The organism is Salinicoccus sp. Bachu38 (genome assembly GCF_038561955.2).
Classification (GTDB): Bacteria; Bacillota; Bacilli; order Staphylococcales; family Salinicoccaceae; genus Salinicoccus; species Salinicoccus bachuensis.
This window is the reverse complement of record NZ_CP138333.2, coordinates 2,360,032-2,383,254: the sequence shown is the minus strand read 5'-3', so window position 1 is coordinate 2,383,254 and position 23,223 is coordinate 2,360,032. Positions and strand designations below refer to the sequence as shown.

Below are 23,223 nucleotides of genomic sequence, written 5' to 3'. Positions count from 1 at the left end.
GTTTTCTTAAGATTAGTACCACAGGACCCCACCAGGCGCTGTGGTACTAATCTTAGTGTTTTGTATACACAGCCAAAAAGCCATATAATAGAAGCAATAGGAAAATATGAAGGGGGAGTCGACATGAAGAAATATATGATGGGTCTGGATCTGGGGACGACCGCAGTAAAAGCGGTGCTGTTCAATACAACGGGTGAATACATAGACAAGGAAACGCAGCACTACCCGCTCCATACCCCGAATGTACATATTGCGGAGCAGGACCCGGATGAGATCCTGGAGAAGTCGATGGAGGCGATCAAGGCACTCGTCGCGCGCAACCGCTGCAGCAACAGCATCGAGTTCATATCCTGCTCATCCGCCATGCACAGCCTGATCCTGCTCGACAAGTCAGGCAGCCGGCTGACCGAATGCATCACCTGGGCCGACCGCCGCAGTGAAGATGTGGCGGAAGCATGGAATACTGAACGCGGCGTCGGGATATACAGGCGGACCGGCACACCGGTCCACCCGATGAGCCCATTCATCAAGCTGCTTTATTTCAAGGCGGCGCATCCCGAAATGTACAGCCGGATCGGCAAGGTCGTCGGCATCAAGGAATATGTGCTGCACCACCTGACCGGTGTCTATGAAGTCGACAAGTCCGTCGCCAGCAGCATGGGCATGATGAACTTGGAAACGTCCCGCTGGGACACGGAAGTGCTTGAAATCCTTGGTCTGGACACAGCCCAGCTGCCGGATATCGTCGATACGACGAAAGTGTATCCATCACTGAATAAAATGCATCAGAACCTCGGCCTCGCCGAGAAGACGAAGATCATCGCCGGCGCGAGTGACGGCGTGCTGGCGAACCTCGGTGTCAATGCCATCCAGAAGGGGGACATTGCGATCACAATCGGTACAAGCGGTGCCATCCGTACGGTCATTGATGCGCCGAAGACGGATGTGAAGATGCGGACGTTCTGCTACCATCTGACGGATAGCCACTATGTCATCGGCGGGCCGGTGAACAACGGCGGTGTCATCCTGCGGTGGATCCGGGATGAACTGTGCACGGAGGAAGTCGGCGAAGCGGAGTCCTCCGGCAAGGACCCGTATGAAGTGATGACACAGGCAGCAAGGGATGTCGGCCCGGGAAGCAATGGCCTCATCTTCCACCCGTATCTCGCAGGGGAACGCGCGCCGCTCTGGAATGCCAAGGCGGTCGGCTCCTTCTACGGTCTGACACTGTCGCATGAACGGAAGCACATGATCCGTGCCGCGATGGAAGGCGTCGTCTACAACCTCTACAGTGTGTATCTGGCACTCCGGGAGCAGATGGACAGCGTGGGCAGCATCAAGGCAAGCGGCGGTTTCGCCAGAAGCGAGATGTGGAAGCAGCTCATGGCCGATGTGTTCGGCGAACAGCTGACCGTACCGAAATCATATGAATCCAGCGCCTTCGGCGCCTGTCTGCTCGGATTGTATGCCATCGGAGAAATGAAGGATCTGGACGAGGCCGGAGATTTTGTCGGCGAAAGTGATGCATATGTTCCGGATGAGGCGGTATATATGAAGTACCAGGAGATCATGAGCGTATATATCGAACTCGGCCGGGCACTGGAGCCATTCTACAACCGGATGGACGAGATCAGATGAGGAGGCGGTACAATGGATCTGCATCAGTTTTTCATTCATTTTCTGCAGGAGAATGAACTCGTACGCGCCAATCTGATCAATGACCGGTCCTTCGAGTCGATCGAAGCACTCGTAGAGTACAAGGAGGCGGAAGTCGGCGGACTCGATGGCTGGTCACCCGTGACCGGCATGCTGTCGATGACGGAAGTCGAGCTCATCAGCCATCTCGTGGACATCGAGAGCGGCGATCATCTGCATTATGTGGCATATGACGTCGCCAGCTATCCCGTCCTGATCGACTACCAGTACATACTCGAGGCGGGCGACGGGGCGGGTGTCATCCATCATGACATCATCCAGGGTCTCCATGCCATATTGAAGGAGAGCGGCATCCTTCCAGGCCATCCGATGTACATCCATAAGGACGAACCGCTGGATCCGGAGGAGGTTCGGCAGCTTGACCGCATATACGGGGGACCGATCTACTGGCTGTATGACAATCTGACGTGGCGTACGTTGCGTGCAACACTGAAACGGCTCAATGTCGAACCCGACGGCCATCAGAAGGAGGACTACCTGCGGCACATCACGTCCGTCGTCACCCATCCGAAGTATCTGGAAGGGATCCTGCTTCAGCTTGGTTTTGAAGAGTACACGCTCATCAGGGAGAATGTCGAAAAAGGATTCAATGTCTATGAAGCAAGCTCGAGGTGGGAGACGGCAAAGGAGGTCGGCCTGCTCGTCAAAGTCCATGCCGACTACTACGTCATGCATGAAGCGGTGCGCCAGGCGCTCGCGCAGGTCAATTTCAAGACGGTCGAAGACCGGCACCGGCGCAGTCCGAAAACGACCAATCGCCAGAGGCAGGGTGGGGACTATAATGCCTATGTCATGACGCTCACCGTCAAGGATATCGATTTTCCGATCAGTCGGGAGATCATCGTCCCGGCAGGCATCAACTTTTTCGAGCTGCACCTCGTCATCCAGAAGGCCATGGGCTGGCAGCGAAAGCATGACGCAGAGTTCAGGACAGGAGACATCACGATATTCGAAACGTTGAATCAGATGAATGAAGCGGATCCGGGACACATGCAGATGGCCGCAAGCTTCACCCAGGTCGACGCCGTATTCGACCAGTTCAACCCGCTTGAATATGTATATGGCGATTCCTACCGGGTGGCGGCTGCCCTCCGGGAGACGGCGAACATCCATCGGGCGATTCCCGCCATCCGGAACTACGAAGGACCTGCACCGATCGAGAATATCGGGGGTGCTGCACGTCTGCCGGACGTGCTCGAAATCCTGGCGGATCCGAAGCATCCCGACTACGTCCCGACATATGAGAAGGTCAGGGCGACGAACTACCGGGAGCGCTATCCCATCACCGCAATCAACCATCAGCTCGAGAAGCTGTTCGCAAAATCCCATCCGCTGACGGAGTTCAACATGGACGGAATGGAAGTATAGAGGAGTGCGGATATGAATTTTAAAGATTGGGTAATTCTGGAAACAATCAGTAAAGAAGGCAATATATCACGTGCTTCCAAAAAGATATATCTGACCCAGCCGGCAGTTACCAAAAGGATACAGCAATTGGAAAAAGAGCTGGATGTCAATATACTCTATAGGACAAATAGAGGTTCCCAGCTGACGCCACAAGGAGAATTTCTGGCGAATAAAGCTTCAAAGATAATCAAGAAAGTAGAAAGCATTGAAAATGGTATTCAAAGGATGAATGAATCGTTATCAGGAACAATAAAAATCAGTGCTTCCAATTTTATGATGAGATACAGATTGCCTGCAGTCCTATCGGATTTCAAGGAGAAGTACCCCAAAGTCGAATTCAAAGTCGAAACGGGGTGGAGTCAGGATATGCTGAAGAAGCTGCAGAACGACGAAGTGGATATAGCATTTGTCCGGGGGGACTACACATGGCGGGAAGGAAAACACCTGCTATTCGAGGAACCGATGTGTATTGCTTCGATGAAGCCTTTGGATTTGGAAAAGCTTCCTGAAGCTGAACGGGTCGACTATCGTACTGATTATAAACTGCATGAACTGATAGACAGATGGTGGATGCAGAATTACAGCCAAGCCCCCAACATATCAATTGTTGTGTCCAGAACGGATATATGCAGAGAGATGGTGGCCTCCGGTTTAGGGTATGCCATACTGCCAAAGTTCGTGGTGGAAGATGTCCCCGGCATGCACATCAATGATATCTTTGATGAAGACAATCAGTTGATAGTCAGGCACTCCTGGATGTTCTATTCCAAAAGAACGGAAAATATCAAAGTTATGAAAACATTCATTGAGTATCTGAGTGCAATTGACTTCAGTAAAAACGACGGTTGATAGTGATATTCCAATAGGTTATAGACTTTGATAAATAATACCTATTTCCTTTATGATTGCGCTTTCAATATACTGAAAAGTAAGCAAAGTTCGGGAGTGTAATCTATGGATAAAAAAATTTATTTGAAATCATTCTCATCCGGTGGACAGGATTATTATTATTATTCACTGGAAGAATTGGTACAAGATCATGGCGGTAATATGAAATACCTTCCCTATTCTTTGAGAGTGATATTGGAGTCAAGCATCCGGAACTTCGATGATCATAAGATAACAGAAAAGCATATTGAGCCTTTGGCGGGGTGGGGGACTGGAGAGGAAAAGATCGAAGAGATCGCATTCAAACCCCATCGCATATTATTTCATGACACAACGGGTGTACCTGCGCTTGTCGATATGGCCCTTTTAAGAGATTATGCAAAAGACCATGGGACGGATACGGATAGGGTCAATCCAGTCATTCCCATAGACCTGGTTATCGACCATTCACTGATTGTTGATGCTTCAGCTAATCAACTGGCGATTGAAATGAATGAAACTAGAGAGTTTGAGAGGAACAAGGAACGCTTTCAGTTCTTAAAATGGGCTCAGAATAATTTTGATAACTTCAGAGTGTTCCCTCCTTCTTCCGGCATCATGCATCAGATCAACTTGGAGTACATATCAGAAGTAGTGAGAATCCAAAAAGAAGAGGATAAGTCAATCGTATATCCGGATTCCTTGGTAGGTGCCGATTCCCATACGACAATGATCAACGGGCTCGGTATTGTCGGATATGGAGTTGGGGGGATAGAAGCAGAGGCAGCAATGCTCGGTGAATCCCTGTATCTGGGAGATCCTAAAGTGGTTGGAGTCAAATTGGCCGGAAAGTTGCCGGAAGGTTCCACCGCAACAGACCTGGCCCTTACGGTTACCCACCTTTTGAGAAAGCATGATGTGGTTGGAAAGATCGTCGAGTTTTTCGGGGAGGGAGTCGACTCCCTTACTGTTTTCGATCGCTCTACAATATCGAATATGGCCCCCGAATACGGTGCGACAATGTCTTATTTCCCTGTCGATGAAGAGACTTTGGAGTATCTTGAAACCATCGGCAAAGACAAAGAGACCATTGAGTTCATAAGAAATTACTATTGTGAACAAGGTCTTTTCAGACAAGCAGGGGCAGAAACTCCCATATATTCCGAACTGGTAGAGTTGGACCTGAGTGATATAACTTCGTCCATATCAGGCCCAAAACGACCACAGGATAAAGTCGATATCAAAGAAGTCAAAGATGATTTCAACCATTTGGTAAAAGCCCCGGTTGGAGAAGGCGGATATGGTCTCGATCAATCACAATTGGATAGGAAAGTGGCCATCCCTTCATCTGATAAGGAACACTTGGAGACCGGCAGCATAGTACTTGCCTCCATTACGAGCTGCACAAATACATCCAATCCGGATGTGCTCATAAGTGCTGGTATTCTGGCAAAAAAAGCATTCGAAAAAGGATTGGAGGTTCCTTCCTACATCAAGACCTCATTTACGCCAGGGTCAAAGGTCGTTACTGAGTATATGAAAAAATCGGGGTTGCAGGAATCAATGAACGCTTTGGGTTTCGATATTGCCGGGTATGGATGTGCGACATGCATAGGCAATTCTGGAGATCTCCTGCCTGAGCCAGATCGGATAGTGGATGAAGAAGATCTTGTAGTGTCCTCCATACTGTCGGGCAATCGTAATTTTGAAGGCCGGGTGCATCCTAAAATAAAGGCTAACTATCTGGCTTCTCCTCCTTTGGTTGTCGCTTATGCGCTTGCAGGAAAAATAGACATTGATTTTGAAAGTGAACCGATTGGTGTGGAGCCAGGGGGGAAAGAAATATATTTAAGAGACCTCTGGGCGACTTCCAAGGAAGTGGAGCAAATAAAGAAAAGTGCCATTGACCCTGAAATGTTCTTAAAGAGCTATGGTGATATAATGACGCGGAATGAACGGTGGAACAGCTTGACTCCAGTAGATAGCAATACCTATTCATGGGATCCGGAATCCACTTATATACAGAAGCCGCCGTTCCTGGATGAAGATCTGAAAGCCGAGTCATTGGAAGAGTCTAAAATATTATTGATGTTGGGGGATTCTGTGACAACTGATCATATCTCCCCTTCCGGTCGGATAAAAGTCGATGGTTCAGCTGGCAGACACTTGATTGAAAAAGGAATCAGCCCGAGAGAATTCAATTCCTATCCATCAAGACGAGGGAATTATCTGGTCATGGAGCGTGCTGCATTTGCCAATGTACGTGTCCGCAACAGACTTGTTCCGGATAGAGAGGGTGGCTTCACAAAGTATCTGCCTACAGGTGAAACCATGGAGATTTTTGAAGCGGCAAAAAGGTACGCGCAGGATGATACGCCTTTGACAATCATTGCTGGCAAGGAGTATGGAACGGGAAGTTCCAGGGATTGGGCTGCCAAGGGTACCATGCTGCTTGGGGTAAAGACAGTCATTGCTGAAAGCTTTGAGAGGATTCACAGAAGCAACCTTATATGCATGGGAGTACTCCCACTTCAATTCCAGGATGGTAAAACCCAGGAGACTTTAAATATCGCAGGTGATGAAACATTCTATTTCGAGAATGAATTGGAAGCGCTTCATCCAGGCAAAGTGATTACGGTAAAAATGAAACGCGAAGATACGGTTGAATCTTTTAGAGTCAAAGTTCGGCTCGACAATCACGCTGAGGTGACCTACTACAAGCATGGGGGGATATTGCCGTATATAGCCAATACAATGATGTCCGAATAGATGACGATGGAAGTGATATCGAATGGATGATATAGATTGGTTGGTTGTAAGTGAACTTTATAGTAGTAAAAATGTCACCAGAACCGCTGAAACATTGTATATATCACAACCAACAATTACAAAAAAGTTGAAAAAGATTGAAGAGAAATTCAACATTACGATCTATACACGAAAAAGCAAGGGAATAGAATTTACAGCTGAAGGCCAATATCTGGCCAGAAAAGCCAGGGAAATATCGAATGAAATGGACCAGGTCAAAAGAGATGTCAGAAGTATGAGCCACCAGACAGTCGGTAAGCTCAATATCGGTGTAAGCAATCACATTGCAAAATATCAGTTGCCGGAAATACTGAGTGCTTTCCGGGAACATTATCCATTGGTTGAATATAATATTCACAGTGGATACGGCAAAGAAATATACAAGTTGATGAATACACAGAATATCCATCTGGGTTTTATAAGAGCCGAATATGATTGGAACGGCTGCAAAGATAAATTGGGTGAAGATCCCGTATGTCTGGTCTACAGGGAACCGATTTCCAAAAAGGATTTGCCTGCATTGTCCAAAATAGAATACCAGACTGGCAGTACTACAAAAGCGATGATTGAAAACTGGTGGGCTTTACACTTTGAAGTGCCTCCTGCTGTAGGCATGCAAGTGGATAACGTTGAGGGGTGCAAGGAAATGGTGATGAATGGATTCGGCTATGGAATACTTCCTGAGTCCATTATGGCAGATGAAGATTCCCTATATAAAGAACGGCTTATGCTCGATGACCAGACACCGCTGGTTGCAAGTACATGGATGTATTACACAGAGTCATTACTGGAAAATAAAATCATTGCAGAGTTTGTTGAGTTTGTAAAAAACAAGTACAAGGAGGAAGGTCAATGACAGACAGACTAGTTGATGAGTTCTCGGATATTCCTACAACGAGCGCTTCGGATGCTTTGAAGGGGCAGACTACGATGGACTATCGCATAAAGCCTTTAACATCACAGAGAGTTGCAGGAAGAGCTTTTACAGTCAAGATAACCAAAGGGCAGAATAAGGATTTTCTGAAAGCCCTGAAGGAAGCAAATGAAAATGATGTCATAGTCGTGGATGCGGAGGGAGACACCAGAAGAGCGATTGCTGGGGATTTCGTAGTCGGCATGGCCAGGACGTTGGGGATACAAGGTATCGTCGTAGACGGCGTCATCAGGGATATTGAAGGCATACAAGCGCTGGACTATCCAGTCTTTGCATTAGGGACTACATGTGATGCCGGATTCAAGGCGGAACCGGGCGTATTGGATCGACCAATCAGTTGCGGGGGTGTTGCTGTAACAGATGGCGACATAGTCCTTGGCGATGCAGATGGTGTTGTCGTTGTCCCGAAAGAAGAAGCGGAAGCAGTTTTGGAAAAAGCAAAGCAAAAAATAGAAAAAGATGAAGCGCGTGATGAAAGAGTTGGAAACAGTATCGAAGAAATCCATCGCTATATAGACTCGATGACGAGTTGAAATATAGAAAATCCATTAATTCAAGGGGGAAATTAGCATGAAGAAGTTTTTAAGTCTATTGTTACTTGCTGTTGTTGCGCTATTTGCTGTTGCTTGTTCGGGCGAAGGTGGCTCGGAGGAATCAACTGAGAGTGAATCCGCTGATTCTGGTGAAGGTAGTGGAGGAGAAGAATCGGCTGAAAGCTGGGAACCTTCTGAGCCTATCGAAATCGTAGCGCCAGCAGGCGCAGGTGGCGGGTATGACACTACTGCCAGAATGGCGATGCAGACATTCAGTGAAGAAGGCATCATTGAAGAAGATATGGGTGTTACCAACAAAGTTGGTGGCGGCGGCGCTGTAGGTTGGTCGTACATAGCAGACCAGGCAGGCAGCAACCATCATCTCTTCGTGACATCTCCACCATTCCTGTTGGTGCCGTTGAACGGCCAATCGGAATACAACTACGAAGATTTCACACCAATTGCGAACATGATTGCTGACTATCCAGCTTTTGCAGTAGCAGAGGATGCAGAATGGAATGATCTTAACGAACTATTTGAAGATATGAAAGAAGACCCATCCAGCGTAACCGTAGTGGGTACATCTTCCCCAGGCAGTATGGACCATATTGCATTCGCATATGTGGCTAAAGCTGCCGGAGTGGATATTACACAGATCAAGTATGTCTCTGCCCAGGACGGTGAAGGTGTAACGCAGATTCTGAATGGTAGTGCTGACGTTTTCTCAACTGGTATAGCAGAAACTGCAGAGCAGGCACGTGCGGGTAATATGAGAGTGCTCGGTGTCACTTCTGAAGAGAGGTTGGAAGGCGAGACGCTTGGACAATTCCCGACGGTACAAGAGCAGGGGATTGATGCTGAACTGGTCAACTGGAGAGGTTTCTTTGGACCGCCGGATATGGATCAGGCAGCAGTTGACTACTACGTGGAAAAATTTGAGGAATTGAGCAACTCTGAAGGTTTCGCAGATGTAAGAGCCCAGTTCGGGTGGAATGAAATGTACATGGCTCCTGAAGAATACCAGGAATACCTGGATGCACAGAATGAAGAATTCCAAAGCATCCTTGATGAGCTGGGACTCGGTCAGGCTGAGTAAGGATATTAAGCTGGGTTAAGCCCAGCTTAATTCACTAATGGCCCATAGAGGGATTTAAACTAGAGGTGGTGTCTGAATGCTGGGAACAATGAATAGAAAAATCAGTCTTATATTACTTGCATTAGCGGCATTTTATTTAATTATGACATATAATCTGCCTTCGTATACATATACAGAAATTGATGCGGATATGGTACCGAAAGGTCTAGGATGGCTTCTGGTCTTCTTTTCCGTAGTACTATTTTTTATCAAAGACTCTGAGACGGAGGAACAGAGGGAGAGGCGCAATATTCCCAAAAAGGAAATCATCACGTTGCTTGCAGTCACAGGGATGATACTGCTATACATCTTTTTACTGGAAATACTCGGCTTTGTCGCAGTAACTGCTCTCTTCGTATTCTTCTGCTCCTGGTTTCTTGGATATAAGAAGTTCATTACGAATGCGATAGTATCCATAGTTTTTCCAGTAGTACTGTACATGTTGTTTACGCAATTTCTACGCATAGAATTACCACAAGGAATATTGCCATTTTAAGGAGGGTTTGAATGGGTTCAATAGAAGGAATTATGACCGGTTTCCAAACAGCTTTCAGCTTGGAAGGAATCATGTTTGTCATGATTGGTGTATTGGTCGGAACGTTCATCGGGATGCTACCCGGATTGGGGCCGATCAGTGCAATTGCAGTAATGATTCCGATTACATTCGGTATGGATCCCTCCACTGGTCTTATCATGATGGCTGGGGTTTACTATGGTGCAGTATTTGGTGGGTCTACGTCTTCGATTCTGCTAAATGCACCTGGGATATCAGGAACGGTAGCGACATCTTTCGATGGCTATCCGATGGCGCAGCAGGGAAAAGCGGGTAAGGCTCTGGCAATTGCAGCCATCGCATCCTTTACCGGCGGTACAGTAAGTGTGGTCCTGCTTATGATTATGGCGCCTGCATTGGCAAGTGTGGCGATATCCTTTGGTCCACCCGCCTACTTTGGACTGATGCTCTTGGGGTTGACAGCTATAGCCAGTCTGTCTGAAGGTTCTACTACAAAGGCCTTGATATCTGCCGTAGTCGGGTTTATGGCAGTGACCATAGGAATTGACCCACAGACAGGGACACAGAGGTTTACTTTTGGAAATGCTAATTTGTTTGAAGGTATAGATTTTCTTGTCATCGCACTTGGGTTATTTGCAATAGCGGAAGTAGGCAAACTGATCATAGCAAGACATGATGATTCATTAAGCGAAAAGCAAAATGTTGGCTCACTTAGAATTACAAAAGAAGAATTCAAAGATATGCGCGGTCCGATGAGTCGGCAATCGTTTGTCGGATTCTTTCTTGGTGTACTTCCAGGTGCAGGCGCAACCATTGCATCTTTTATCGGATACATCATGGAAAAGAAGATTGCCAAAAAGCCTGAAGAATTTGGAAAAGGGTCCGTCAAAGGCTTGGCAGCACCAGAGACAGCGAATAACGCTGCGACAAGCGGTGCTTTCGTTCCGCTGCTCAGCTTAGGGATTCCAGGATCAGGTACAACAGCTGTCCTGCTTGGTGCATTTCTGGTATTGGGTGTACAACCGGGGCCATTGCTGATGGTAGAACGTCCTGAAATTTTCTGGGGTATCATTGCGAGCATGTATCTGGGCAACATTGTTCTGCTTGTGCTCAATCTGCCCCTGATTCCGTACATATCCAAAATATTGAACATACCCAGACCGCTTCTGATTGCTTTGGTCATCATGTTCAGTATGATCGGTGTCTACGCTATCAGTTTCAGTACTTTCGACTTGTATATGCTGGTACTGTTTGGCGTTCTTGGATTTCTGATGAGACTGTTCGCTTTTCCAGCCCCCCCTTTCATATTGGCATTCATACTGGGAGGGATGCTGGAACAGTCGTTCAGGCAGTCCCTATCCATTTCAAATGGAAACTTCATGATATTTTTGGAAAGTCCGATTTCATTGACGTTGATTATTTTATCTGTGCTTTCCTTTATCTTCCCGCTGTTAAAATTAAGGAAAAAGAAGGCATAATTTATGAAAGATATTTACTCCAATCATCTAAAAAATGTGATTCCTTTAATAATTATTGCTGGTGTCCTTTCTCTCGTATTGTTTATTGATACGGGGGGAGGGACCTTTTTTACAAAACAGCAGCAACTCACCTTGGTATTATTGATGGTCGCTGTGTATATATGGATAATGGCTCCCCTCCCTGTGGGAGCCGGAAGTCTGCTCATACTTGCTTTAATGATCGCCTTTGGTCTGGTGGGAACAGTTGAAGAGGCATTTCAAGGGTTTCTTTCTTCAGCCCTCTATTTTATATTCGCACTTTCCATATTGAGTAAAGTTTTTGTTAAAGTGGGTGTGGATCAGTCGATTGCCGGGATGATAAAGAAGTTCAGCAAAGATAGCATAGTCAAAAGTATCATAGGATTGCCAATACTCATTCTACTGTTGCCGATTATACTTCCTTCGGCCATAGCGAGGTTTAAAATGCTTCAGCCTCTAGTCGACAGTCTGAATAGGTTGTATGGCTTCTCTTATGATAGCACATATCATAAATACAGCATGTTCGTCATAGGCATGATAAACCAGATAGGAACGATGGTTGTGATTACAGGGGGAGGATTTTCAGTACTCACTGTGCAGCTTTTAAGAGACTTTGACGTTGTGGACATAGGCTGGTCAGAATGGTTCCTGCTGCTTGTCCCCCCAATCTGGATAGGATCGATTTTAATTATCATGATGATGTTGGCTTATTTGAAACATGCCGGGAAAGACAGGGTTTCAACTGACTTGAGCAAAAATGACAAGGTTGAAACCATAGAGGTGGAATATACAAAAAGGTTTTGGGCTGTATTGATTGGTTTTGCCATGATGATTCTGGCTTGGATCCTGTTTGATCAGGACACCGTACCGTTACTGCTTCCACCCCTGCTGCTGATTGTCGTTTTTTCATTACCCAAATTGAATCTTGTAACCAGCGAAATGATCCGGGGTTTCGACTGGGAAAATTTCCTGCTTCTCGGCACGTCTTTTTCATTGGGGATATTACTGGCTGAAAATGGAACAGCTGATGCCATGGCCAGAGTATTGATGCTTGCAGTACCTGAAGACACAAGCATTTTAATCAAAGTCATATTATTTTCTTTAATCATCTTCATACTCAGATTTTTCTTTATCGTGCCTTCCTCTGCAATCATTGTTATTTTTCCTATAGTAATTTCATATGCTGATCTGATTGGGGTTGGTGACCTTCAGCTTTCGCTGCTGGTATTTGTGATTATAGGGAGTATGCTCATCCTCCCCATCCATACGCCTACTGTTTATCTCGCATTTCAAACTGGAGTGGTGAGCAGCAAAGATCAATTCTTTATCGGTCTTTGTGCAAGTCTGATCATGACAGGCATAGCGATACTTTCACTATTTCTCTATTGGTAGAATATCACTTTGATTTATTGAAGTAAGTGATATTATAAAAGGAGAGTAATGACCTGGAAAGCCCGGACGCTGACGGAGTTCAAAGACCAACTTTCTTAATGAATAGAGTGATTCAATGAACATCGACAAGTTTTATCGCATGTTTATGGAAAACAAAGACATTGAAAAAATGCATGTCGCGAATCTGAAGGACAAGGAAAAGTTGCAGCGATGGCGTCTGTCCTGAATGAAGCGGAACAGCAGCTAATCCATAAGATGAAGGAAGATTCATTTCCGTTTTGGGCATCTACGGAGCCAAGCAAGAATCTTTATGAAAATGGACTGCTGTTTGAAAGCATGTATGACGGGATCTATATGCATCTGGATTTGACCAGCATCGTCAGAATGATCGATATCGATGCCATCATCGACGTGCATATTAAAGCTGGGCGGTTGAAGACCGAATAGAAACGAGGGGGAGTCAGATGGAACATCGGAAAATATATAGGCTGTTCACCGGCAAAGTCAAAAAGGCTGGACACAGTGATGCGGAGAACAAGATGGATCAGGAATGGGAGAGTGGCATCTTCAAGGAGCCGGCGGAAGGTTCCGTCTATCTGACCAAGACGGGCTTTAAAGGCGACGAAGTGGCCGACAGGAAGAACCATGGCGGACCCGAGAAGGCGGTTTTCGTCTATCCGGTCAGACATTATGAAGAATGGAAGCGTGAACTCCATGCAGACATTCCAGTCGGTGGAAACGGGGAGAACTTCGCCGTCCTGGGTATGGATGAATCCAATATATGTCTCGGGGATACATTCAAGATCGGAGAAGCAATCGTCCAGGTCTCCCAGCCGAGACGGCCATGCTGGAAACCCGCCCGCCGCCACAAGGTCATCGACCTTGCCCTGAGGATCCAGAAGACCGGGCGTACCGGCTGGTACTTCAGAGTGCTCAAGGAAGGGCATGTCCAGGCGGGGGATGCATTCGAGATGGTCGACCACCCATGCCCAGGATGGACAATCGAGGCCTGCAACGAAGTCATGTACAACCAGACCGGCAACATCGGCCTCGCCGAAAGTCTCAGCGAGTGCAGATATCTTGCCGACAACTGGAAAAAGACGCTCAACAAGCGTCTGCAGGGCAGGGAAGGCAGCAGTGAGCCGCGCGTGTTCGGACCGAACAGGTAGCCACAAAGCGTGAGAACAGGCATATGGCCGTTCTCACGCTTTGTTTATTTTCCCTTGAAGTTCATGAATGCCTATCCACTATCTTTTCCATCATCTGAGCCTTAGCTTCTATTCCGGATTGATGACAACAATTTTTCCATTTGCACGATTGCTCTCCATTAGTAGATGGGCCTGGCGAATGTCATTGAGTGTAAACACCTGGGCAATAGGGACTTCAATATCATATCGAGCAATGTGATCAAATAAATCTGTAAGCAGTCTTTCCTTGAAGTTCGCCCCGCTATCAAACTGTGTGAAATATCTTCCTGAAGGAATGTCTACCATAGGTTCGAAGTTTTCCATCACCCATTCCCCGCCCAATATTCCAGTCATGCATAGAATTCCCTTTTCAGCCAGCATGCTTAAGGAACTCTTCAAAGTGGCTGTGCCAACCAGTTCCAACACTTTATCCACACCGTTGGGAAAAATGGAATGAAGCTGAGCATTTATATGTTCATCGTCCGTCACTACAAAATCAGCACCATGTTGCTTAAGCAAATCAAATTTACTTTTGCTTCGGGAAGTGGAAACAACGGTTGCTCCTATGCTTTTTGCGAGCTGTAGTGCAGCCAGTCCCACTGAACTTGTGCCCCCACGTATCAATAGGACGTCATCTTCTTTTAAATCCAGGACGTCGATCGTCGATGCATAAGCCGTGTAATACATTTCAGGTACAGCTGCTAAAGTCTCCCAGTCCATATCATTTTTCACAGGATAAACTTGGGTAGCGGGAATCAGCGCATACTCTGCGTAACTGCCATCAAATTCACGGCCCAGGCCGCCCATCAAAGAAACTACCCGTTGTCCTTCTAAAAAGAAGCTGTCAGATGGATCGGCAATTTCTCCAACACATTCTATTCCTATAATCCGGGGAAGTCTGACAGAGGGAGAATCCCCTTGCCTGGTGAATATTTCAGACCGGTTAATGCCAAATGCTTTTATTTTAACGAGCACCCAGCCTGGTCTGACCTTCGGTACAGGTATCTCACTGATGTGCAACTCCTGCGCTGAGCAGGGGTTTTCCAGTACAACTGCTTTCATATTGAACGTCCTCCTCAATTGTGGGATTCGAAAATATCCACATCGTCATCGTACTCAATAGAGCGCTCCCGAATCTATAAACTTCCTCAAATATCCCTGTATCTTTCAATGATGAAATCAATGAAATATCTGCTCGCTATTGGAAGGACCCTTTTGTCTTTATAGGACAGGCTGATTGTCCGAACAAAGGATGGAGAGATTTTTCTGGCTGAAACATCATATGGATTATTCGTCAAAAGAAGCTTGGGCAGGATTGATATGCCCAGCCCTTGCTCTACCATGGAAATGATTGTATAGGGGTCAAACACCCGGTATTCAATATCAGGCTCAAAGTTGCTCCTTTGAAAGGCCGATAAAAGATTGCCGGCAGTGCCTTCATCCAAAAGGATGTAGGGTTCTTTTGCCAGTTTTTCCATCGGGACGCGCTCCTCTTTGCTCAACGGGTGTGTTGGTGGCAATATGACGAGCATTTCGTCTTCTTGCAGAGGAATGGACGTCAGGTTTGGCATGGATTGGAAATCCGTAAAACCGAAATCCACCACGCCTTCCTTGATCCATTCGGCATTTTCCGTGTAGTTCCCCTGTTTCAATTCGAAACGGACAGTCGGGTACTGCTGTTTAAACTCCTTAATCAGAGGGGGGAGCCAGTGGCAAGATACACTTGAAAAAGCGCCGATTCGAATAAGACGCTCCTGTAATCCCTCCATTTCTTTCGATTTTTCCGCAAGTTCACGCTGGGAATTATAAATACTTCTAATATAAGGCAAAAATTCTTTGCCGTCAGGTGTTAATGTAATTCCTTTGCGAGAACGCAAAATGAGGGTTGTTGATAGTTCTTTTTCCAAGGAATTTATCATCTGGCTTATAGCCGATTGAGTGTAGCCCAGCTCATCCGCTGCTTTTGTAAAGCTCCCTGTTTCGAGGGCTTTGATGAAGGCGTGATAAGAATTCATTGTTTTCATCCTCTTTCATTAGGATTACTTATAGTACTATTATAAACATTCCTTATATTTATTTATATACTGATGTTAAAATAGAATACTATATAAAGCAAAGTCGTTGTCGGATAAGAAACTGTCTGACAACCGGAGGGGGAGGTGCTCTCAATAAAGGTTGACATCAAATACCGAAATATCATTTTCGCCTTTCTAATGGCGTTATCCATGTCAGTTTTCATCACCTTTATATTAGTCTCGCTGAGTACAGGCTATACAGGAAAATTTGTATATGTATGGGGAAAAACTTGGCTGCAAGCATTCTTCTGTGCGTTTTTTGGTGCCTACTTTTTCCCGATAGTCATCAAAAAAATAATGAAAAGGATTCATTTCGTAGAAAATCCATTGATTGTCAAAAAAGGTTACGTGGACGAAAGAAACAAACGCTAGAGGAGAGTTGAAGTGTCCAGACACTTTCACGGCCAAGTGGAAATAATGGAGATGCAATTACAATGAAACCGGGATGAACCAGTTGCAGTTTTAAAATGTTCTAATTTTATAGGAGGGTTTTTATGAAGATTACAGCAGCAGTTGCACATGAAACCAAGGAAGCATTACAGCTCGAAGAAGTGGAATTGATGGAGCCGAAAGCCGATGAAGTATTGATTAAGATCGTAGCGACAGGTGTATGCCATACTGACGCGGAATCAATCAATGGAAGAGGCGCTCCATTCCCGGCAGTTTTAGGACACGAAGGTGCAGGAATCATTGAAAAAGTGGGCGCCAGTGTAACAAATGTTGAACCGGGTGATCATGTGGTTCTGTCGTATTCGTATTGTGGCGAATGCAGCCAATGTTTGACTGGCCATCAGAATTTATGTGAACGGACAGTGGAACTTAACTTTGGCGGGAAGGCAAAAGATGGTTCCAATCGGATTCATCAACATGAAGACCCGGTTTCCACATTCTTTGGGCAATCGTCTTTCGCAACATACTCTGTTGCCAATAAAAACAATGTCGTCAAAGTGGACAAAGAGGTTGATTTGGCATTATTGGGTCCATTAGGCTGCGGCATCCAGACAGGCAGTGGAACTGTCATGAACAGCTTGCGTCCTGAACCGGGCACATCGATTGCCATCTATGGCGGCGGTGCAGTTGGTTTAAGTGCGGTCATGGCGGCTAAAATCATGGGGCTGAAACACATCATCGTTGTGGATCTTCATGAAAGCCGATTGGAGCTGGCAAAAGAATTGGGTGCAACACATACGTTGAACGGAAAAGAAGTGGACGTAGTAAAAGAGATTAAAGAAATTACGGATGGCGGTGTCCACTATGCCATCGAGACAACTGGAGCGACACCAGTCATCAAACAATCCATTCATGCGTTACGGGTATCTGGCACGGTATCGGTTGTCGGCATGGGTGGCGACGTTACGATCAACTTCACAGATGATATCTTGATGGAGGGAAAACATGTAGTTGGAACAGTGCAAGGCGACTCGGTACCACAAATTCACATTCCACGCCTTGTGCAATACTACAAAGAAGGAAAATTCCCGTTTGATAAATTGGTGAAGTTCTATGATTTCGAAGATATCAACCAGGCATTCGAAGATTCAAAGGTTGGTGACACGATTAAACCAGTCGTTAGGATTGCCGAGTAAGAAGAATACTCCTTCCCTCTGGCCTTTCGATGATCCAGTCAAGGAGAGAGGACTGGAATCATGCAGGCATTTTTGTAGAATGCTATATATTTTCCTGAGTTTTCAGGCCGGATAGACGACGGAGTGAAGAAGGGAGCATACCAGACTGGTATGCTCCCTTTCATCGTTATTTTCCTTTTACCGTCGAATAGACCATCATGCCGATGCTGACGACGATGACGAGTATTATGACCCACATGAATATATCGAGCAGATCCATTATATCACCTCTTCATTCTTCTATTTTACACATTCAAATGTATACGTATTGGAGATTTTCCACCAGGCCTTCTTAGGTGCACCGCCCATGCCGCCAGTGTCACCGCTATCCAATGATGGTGTGCCACCCATATCATAGCATCTGTTGATCAAGTTCTGTTTTTCCACATGTGTCATGTATTTTGATGAGAAATAAAGTGCGGCGCCTGTAAATATCCCGAGTATGGCGACACCACCCCATACGATTACCGGTGCTACCATGGTTGTCACTTCGTCTTCACTGACCGGACTTGCTTCTTCAATCATCAGTTGTACTTCTTCGTCAGTCAGGCTGCCCAGTCTGTCTTCAACAATCTGAAGTTCCTTCTCCGTAAACGCATAGCCTTGGAGTGCTTTTGCCCTATCGAGTGAAGCCGTCCTATTCTCGAGGTCGATATAGATGCTCTGGTCCAGAGCGCGTTCCTTTTCATCGCTATGGCTGATGGTCTGGGGAGGGCTTGAGAAACTTTTGGTGGTCGCGAAAGTCTTTACAGGTTCGAAAAACAGGGATGAGAACATGAGCAGGCTCATCATGACAAATACAACTTTTCTTAAACTCATCAAAATACATCTCCTTTAGTTTGTTGGATTCCAACGTACTTCAAAAAAATTCCAAAATCAATGGATATTTCCAAAGTGTCACCGTTTTTGCAGAAGTGAATAGTATTTATTCCAAGCCGCTTGCATCACGTAAGTGAGCTTTTGAAAGTGCAGAAGCGGGATGCCTTTCAAATTCATCCTGTTTTCATGGAGGATCTGAATATACGAATGGTCATGTTGAATGGAGCTGACTTGTAAGTTTTAGGAGGAGGAATCCGGGGAAAAGGGCTGATAGACCGTCAGGCTTTAAATTGCCTGAAAAATAAGATAAAATTCATTATGAAGGGTCACTACTCTGATCGTATTCCTGACGCTTCCATATGAAAGCGTTTTTTTGGAGTGTGATCATCTCAATATCCAATTAAGTGAAATGAAGGAGGAAGTATTCAATGGTACAACCGTATCGTGCAGAACCAGCTACAGACTTTACAAAAGAAGAGAATAAGAAGGCGTTCAGGGATGCCCTGGAACAGGTCAAAAATGATTTTGGTGTCAAACGTCCGCTCATCATCGGCGGTGAACATATAGAGACGGAGGACCAGATCACTTCGTACAATCCGTCGAATAAGGACGAGGTCGTCGGACATGTTTCAAAAGCGACGACCGAGCATATCGATCAGGCGATGGAAGCTGCGGAAGAAGCATTCGAATCATGGAGTGCATGGGACCCGAAAGACCGTGCAGAGCTGCTCATCAGAGTGGCGGCCATCATCAGGCGCAGGAAGCATGAGTTCTCGGCACTGATGGTATATGAAGCGGGTAAACCATGGAACGAGGCCGATGGCGATACCAATGAAGGCATCGACTTCATCGAATACTATGCCAGATCCATGATGGAATTGGCAGACGGCAAACCGACACTTGACCGTGAAGGCGAGCAGAACAAATACTTCTACCAGCCGATGGGGCCGGGTGTCACGATTACACCATGGAACTTCCCATTTGCGATCATGACGGGAACCACTGTGGCACCGATCATTGCAGGGAACACCGTACTGCTGAAACCGGCGGAAGGCACACCACTGATTGCCTATAAGCTGATGGAAGTGCTTGAGGAAGCAGGCGTGCCGAAAGGTGTCGTCAACTTCGTTACAGGTGATGCAGGTGTCATCGGGGATTATATGGTCGATCACCATAAGACCCACTTCATTACGTTCACCGGCTCCAAAGCGACCGGCCTACGCATCAACAAACGGGCAGCTGAAGTCCAGGAAGGCCAGACGTTCCTTAAAAGGGTCATCACGGAAATGGGCGGCAAGGACACGATCATCGTTGATAAGGATGCGGACCTCGATCTCGCAGCAGATGCAATCGTCAATTCCGCTTTCGGATTCTCAGGTCAGAAATGTTCCGCCGGCTCCCGTGCAGTCATCCACAAGGATGTCTACGATGAAGTGCTGGAAAAATCCATTGAACTGACGAAGGAACTGACAATCGGGGACCCTGTAGATGAAACCTACATGGGGCCGGTGATCAGCCAGAAGCAGTTCGACATGATCAAGGACTATATCGAAATCGGCAAAGAGGAAGGCGAATTGAAAATTGGAGGAGAAACCGACGACTCCAAAGGGTACTTCATCAACCCGACGATATTTGCAGACCTGGACCCGCAAGCACGTATCATGCAGGAAGAGATATTCGGGCCGGTCGTGGCATTCGCAAAAGCGGAAGACTTCGATGAGATGCTGAAGATTGCCAACAACACCGAGTATGGACTGACAGGTGCAGTCATCACGAATACACGTGAACACTGGAATCTGGCGTGCCGCAAGTTCAACGTCGGCAACCTGTATCTGAACCGCGGCTGTACCGCGGCTGTAGTCGGCTATCACCCGTTCGGCGGCTTCAAGATGTCTGGTTCCGACCAGAAGACCGGCAGCCCGGACTATCTTCTGAATTTCCTCGAACAGAAAGTCGTATCAGAGATGTTCTAGAATATTGATGCGAATGGAATTTTAATGCGGTGGATGACTGAAGAAGTCATCCACCGCATTTTTTTATGGTGAAGCAGGATATGAAGAATAGGCCATCTCTTCCAAAGCTGGGAGGAGGGGGAGAAAATTTGAAGCGTGCATAGCCAAAAGCTATAGCCAACCATGAAAATTATCAGTTATCTTATATCAGCTCCGTCATGCTAACATGAAGCTATCAAATAAACGTATCAGGGAGTGGTTGAGGATGGCAGTAATCAATAAAGTGGGCACACGTAAGGAAACACCTTTCAGGTTTGATAATGTAGGCAGTTTCCTGAGACCGGCGACATTGAAAGTGGCACGGAAAGCGTATCAGGAGGACAGGCTCACACGCGAGGAATTGACTCTGATTGAAGACGAAGCAATCCACGATCTTGTGGAAAAGCAGAAGAAGCTCGGGCTCAAGGCGATCACAGACGGTGAATTCCGCCGTTCCTGGTGGCACCTCGATTTCATGTGGGGCCTGAACGGCGCGGAGAAGGTGGATGTGGATAATGGATATAAATTCGAACACGAAGAGACACGTGCAGAATCCGCCCGGCTGACAGGGAAAATCAGCGGCGGGAACCATCCATTCGTCGAGCATTTCAAGTTCATCCAGCAGTTTGCGGATGAGGAGGTAATCGCGAGACAGACCCTTCCGGCACCGGCACAGTTCTTTGCCGAACTGCAGCGCCCGGAAAATGTAGAAACGACGAAAGCGATCTATGCGGATGCGGATGAATTGATTGAAGATATTGCCTCAGCCTATCAGACAGTCATCAGTGAACTGTATGAAGCCGGTTGCCGCAGCGTCCAGCTTGATGACTGCACGTGGGGCATGCTGGTGGATGAAGGCTACTGGGACTGGGCAAGCAAGAATACGGATGAAACGGTGGAAAGCCTGAGCAGACTTTACGTCTCCCTCAACAACAAGGCAATCGAAGGGCATCCGGAAGACCTCGCCATCACGACACATGTGTGCCGCGGGAACTACCATTCCACATGGGCCTCTTCCGGTGCCTATGATACTGTGGCTGAAATCCTTTTCGGCGATGAGAAAGTGGACGCCTACTATCTGGAATTCGATACCGAGCGTTCGGGCGGTTTCGAGTCGCTGGTTAATGTCAGCGAAGACAAACACGTGGTCCTCGGCCTCTTCTCCTCCAAAGTCGCAGAGCTCGAAGACAAAGAAGAAATCAAGGCGCGCATAGAGGAAGCCTCCAAGTACGTGCCGATCGAACGGCTATGCGTCAGCCCGCAATGCGGATTCGCCTCTACCGAAGAGGGCAACCTCCTGACCGAAGAAGAGCAGTGGAATAAACTGCGCCTCGTGCGTGAAGTCGCAGAAGAAGTCTGGGACAAATAAAAAGAAGGTGGGAAATCGATGATGATTTCCCACCTCTTGTCTGTTTTATCAGGTTAATCGTCACTGGCTGATGTCACGAGTGACAATCAAACCGCCCAACTTCCCCTATATCATGCTGCTGAACCAGAAGCCGAGTGCGGTCCCGATATAGTTGCCGATGATATATCCGAGTGTACCGACGATCAGGATCGGACCGACAAGTTTCGTCCAACCCCGGGAGATGGCCATGGCGGCGGCCGTCGTCGGACCGCCGATATTGGCGTTGCTGGAGAGGATGATTTCTTCGAGATCGAACTTGAACAGTTTCCCGAGCGAGAACGACACAAGCATGTTGATGAATACGATGATGGCCGCAAACAGAAGGATGAGGGGTGCGTTCTGGATGATCAATGGAATGGAAGCGGGCACCCCGATGACGACGAAGAAGATGTAGATCAGGAATGTACCGATTTCCTGTGCACCGTTGATCCGTTCGAAATACTTCGGTATGAGTGTGACGAGCAGCAGTGTCAATGTCGTCAGCATCAGGTAGTTGTCCCCGATGATCGCCCGGAGGATCGTCAGGAAGATGTTCGCATCCTCCGGGATCAGGTTGCTGAAGGTCTCGGCGAGCTTGAAGGATACCGCGACGATGACGAATGAAGTTCCGACAGCGAGCGCGATATCGTTCAATGAAATCTCCTTGCGCTTCCAGTAGGAAGCGGCGGCCGTCTTGTCCACTTCATCCCGGGATTCGACTTCATCGATGTGCGGCGTCCCGAATCTTTTCCTGAAGAATCCGAAAGCCGGGAGGGCGATGAGTACGAGGAAATAGACGGCCATCAGCAGGTTGTCTGCAACGACTGCAGAGGATACCGTCTCGCCGGGTACATCGAACCGCGTCGCCAAGGCGGCAAAGTTCACGCTGCCGCCGGTGTATGATCCTGAAATCATCGCTGCGATATGCGGCAGTCCGGGAATCAGATCCTTCAATAATGTAAATGAAACGATGGCACCGGCGACGGTACCGATGGCGCTGATCAGGAAGATGATCAGCAGCCGGCCGCTCTCATGCCAGATCTTAAGTATGTTCGACTGGAACAGGAGCAGCGGGATGGAGAGGGGCACGACATAGCTCCATACCGCATCATAGACCGGTGACTCGATGGGGATGACACCGGTGTTCGCCAGGATCATCGCCCCGACCAGTGCGACGATGGCTCCGGAGAGTTTGGAAGCCCATTCGAAGCGCTGTTCCAGGTAGATCGACGCTGCTGCCCAACCAACGAGAAATGCCCATAACAGCCACGTCTCGTCAGGTGAAATCAATGTGTCCATGTATAAATCCCCCTTGTTCTATTTCCCTATAGTACATC

20 protein-coding genes are annotated in these 23,223 nt (G+C 47.1%); 16 read left to right on the top strand and 4 right to left on the bottom strand.

Annotated elements, in window-relative coordinates; translation table 11 throughout:
- Nucleotides 1–123: 123 nt before the first annotated feature.
- The 12 genes from gntK to RQP18_RS11985 all read left to right on the top strand — a co-directional run bounded on the left by gntK (nucleotide 124) and on the right by RQP18_RS11985 (nucleotide 13,971).
- A complete protein-coding gene (gntK, locus tag RQP18_RS12040; RefSeq protein ID WP_342387925.1) occupies nucleotides 124–1,638 on the top strand; it encodes a gluconokinase in 1,515 nt (504 codons plus the stop codon).
- Between the two features lie 12 nt (nucleotides 1,639–1,650).
- Nucleotides 1,651–3,084 carry a plasmid pRiA4b ORF-3 family protein gene (locus RQP18_RS12035; RefSeq protein WP_342387924.1) on the top strand — a complete coding sequence of 478 codons (1,434 nt, stop codon included), beginning with the start codon at nucleotides 1,651–1,653 and terminating at the stop codon, nucleotides 3,082–3,084.
- A gap of 12 nt (nucleotides 3,085–3,096) precedes the next feature.
- A complete protein-coding gene (locus tag RQP18_RS12030) occupies nucleotides 3,097–3,972 on the top strand; it encodes a LysR family transcriptional regulator (RefSeq protein ID WP_342387923.1) in 876 nt (291 codons plus the stop codon).
- Between the two features lie 105 nt (nucleotides 3,973–4,077).
- The gene (acnA, locus tag RQP18_RS12025) at nucleotides 4,078–6,759 is read left to right on the top strand and encodes an aconitate hydratase AcnA (protein WP_342387922.1); all 2,682 of its coding nucleotides are present in this window, start codon (nucleotides 4,078–4,080) and stop codon (nucleotides 6,757–6,759) included.
- A 22-nt stretch (nucleotides 6,760–6,781) separates the two neighbouring features.
- Entirely contained in the window at nucleotides 6,782–7,654 is an 873-nt protein-coding gene (locus RQP18_RS12020; protein ID WP_342387921.1) for a LysR family transcriptional regulator, read from the top strand.
- Nucleotides 7,651–8,265: an RraA family protein gene (locus tag RQP18_RS12015; protein WP_342387920.1), complete on the top strand. Its 615-nt coding sequence runs from the start codon at nucleotides 7,651–7,653 to the stop codon at nucleotides 8,263–8,265. Before RQP18_RS12020 ends, RQP18_RS12015 begins: the two co-directional genes overlap by 4 nt.
- 37 nt (nucleotides 8,266–8,302) lie before the next feature.
- Nucleotides 8,303–9,361, top strand: a complete 1,059-nt coding sequence (locus RQP18_RS12010) for a tripartite tricarboxylate transporter substrate binding protein (protein ID WP_342387919.1) — start codon at nucleotides 8,303–8,305, stop codon at nucleotides 9,359–9,361.
- Nucleotides 9,362–9,437: 76 nt separating this feature from the next.
- Entirely contained in the window at nucleotides 9,438–9,896 is a 459-nt protein-coding gene (locus tag RQP18_RS12005; RefSeq protein ID WP_342387918.1) for a tripartite tricarboxylate transporter TctB family protein, read from the top strand.
- Nucleotides 9,897–9,907: 11 nt separating this feature from the next.
- Nucleotides 9,908–11,392, top strand: a complete 1,485-nt coding sequence (locus RQP18_RS12000; RefSeq protein WP_342387917.1) for a tripartite tricarboxylate transporter permease — start codon at nucleotides 9,908–9,910, stop codon at nucleotides 11,390–11,392.
- Nucleotides 11,393–11,395: 3 nt separating this feature from the next.
- The gene (locus RQP18_RS11995; protein ID WP_342387916.1) at nucleotides 11,396–12,802 is read left to right on the top strand and encodes an SLC13 family permease; all 1,407 of its coding nucleotides are present in this window, start codon (nucleotides 11,396–11,398) and stop codon (nucleotides 12,800–12,802) included.
- A gap of 210 nt (nucleotides 12,803–13,012) precedes the next feature.
- The gene (locus tag RQP18_RS11990) at nucleotides 13,013–13,249 is read left to right on the top strand and encodes a hypothetical protein (protein WP_342387915.1); all 237 of its coding nucleotides are present in this window, start codon (nucleotides 13,013–13,015) and stop codon (nucleotides 13,247–13,249) included.
- Nucleotides 13,250–13,266: 17 nt separating this feature from the next.
- Nucleotides 13,267–13,971 carry an MOSC domain-containing protein gene (locus RQP18_RS11985; RefSeq protein WP_342387914.1) on the top strand — a complete coding sequence of 235 codons (705 nt, stop codon included), beginning with the start codon at nucleotides 13,267–13,269 and terminating at the stop codon, nucleotides 13,969–13,971.
- Between the two features lie 108 nt (nucleotides 13,972–14,079).
- Here the strand turns inward: RQP18_RS11985 and RQP18_RS11980 are convergent, their stop codons facing one another.
- Complete coding sequence (locus RQP18_RS11980) at nucleotides 14,080–15,051, bottom strand: zinc-binding alcohol dehydrogenase family protein (RefSeq protein WP_342387913.1); 972 nt, start codon at nucleotides 15,049–15,051, stop codon at nucleotides 14,080–14,082.
- A gap of 86 nt (nucleotides 15,052–15,137) precedes the next feature.
- The gene (locus tag RQP18_RS11975) at nucleotides 15,138–16,013 is read right to left on the bottom strand and encodes a LysR family transcriptional regulator (protein ID WP_373446071.1); all 876 of its coding nucleotides are present in this window, start codon (nucleotides 16,011–16,013) and stop codon (nucleotides 15,138–15,140) included.
- 189 nt (nucleotides 16,014–16,202) lie between these two features.
- Here RQP18_RS11975 and RQP18_RS11970 point away from each other — a divergent pair, with 189 nt between their 5' ends.
- Nucleotides 16,203–16,436: a DUF2798 domain-containing protein gene (locus tag RQP18_RS11970; protein ID WP_342389408.1), complete on the top strand. Its 234-nt coding sequence runs from the start codon at nucleotides 16,203–16,205 to the stop codon at nucleotides 16,434–16,436.
- 122 nt (nucleotides 16,437–16,558) lie between these two features.
- Complete coding sequence (locus tag RQP18_RS11965) at nucleotides 16,559–17,650, top strand: NAD(P)-dependent alcohol dehydrogenase (protein ID WP_342387911.1); 1,092 nt, start codon at nucleotides 16,559–16,561, stop codon at nucleotides 17,648–17,650.
- A 279-nt stretch (nucleotides 17,651–17,929) separates the two neighbouring features.
- Here the strand turns inward: RQP18_RS11965 and RQP18_RS11960 are convergent, their stop codons facing one another.
- A complete protein-coding gene (locus tag RQP18_RS11960) occupies nucleotides 17,930–18,508 on the bottom strand; it encodes a hypothetical protein (RefSeq protein ID WP_342387910.1) in 579 nt (192 codons plus the stop codon).
- Between the two features lie 428 nt (nucleotides 18,509–18,936).
- Between RQP18_RS11960 and pruA the strand changes: the two genes are divergently transcribed.
- Together pruA and RQP18_RS11950 are read left to right on the top strand one after the other, a co-directional pair.
- On the top strand, nucleotides 18,937–20,481 hold the full coding sequence (pruA, locus tag RQP18_RS11955; protein ID WP_342387909.1) for an L-glutamate gamma-semialdehyde dehydrogenase: 1,545 nt from the start codon (nucleotides 18,937–18,939) through the stop codon (nucleotides 20,479–20,481).
- Between the two features lie 244 nt (nucleotides 20,482–20,725).
- Nucleotides 20,726–21,868, top strand: a complete 1,143-nt coding sequence (locus tag RQP18_RS11950) for a 5-methyltetrahydropteroyltriglutamate--homocysteine S-methyltransferase (RefSeq protein ID WP_342387908.1) — start codon at nucleotides 20,726–20,728, stop codon at nucleotides 21,866–21,868.
- A 105-nt stretch (nucleotides 21,869–21,973) separates the two neighbouring features.
- Here RQP18_RS11950 and RQP18_RS11945 read toward each other — a convergent pair whose 3' ends face one another.
- A complete protein-coding gene (locus RQP18_RS11945; RefSeq protein WP_342387907.1) occupies nucleotides 21,974–23,185 on the bottom strand; it encodes a DUF819 domain-containing protein in 1,212 nt (403 codons plus the stop codon).
- Nucleotides 23,186–23,223: the final 38 nt, after the last annotated feature.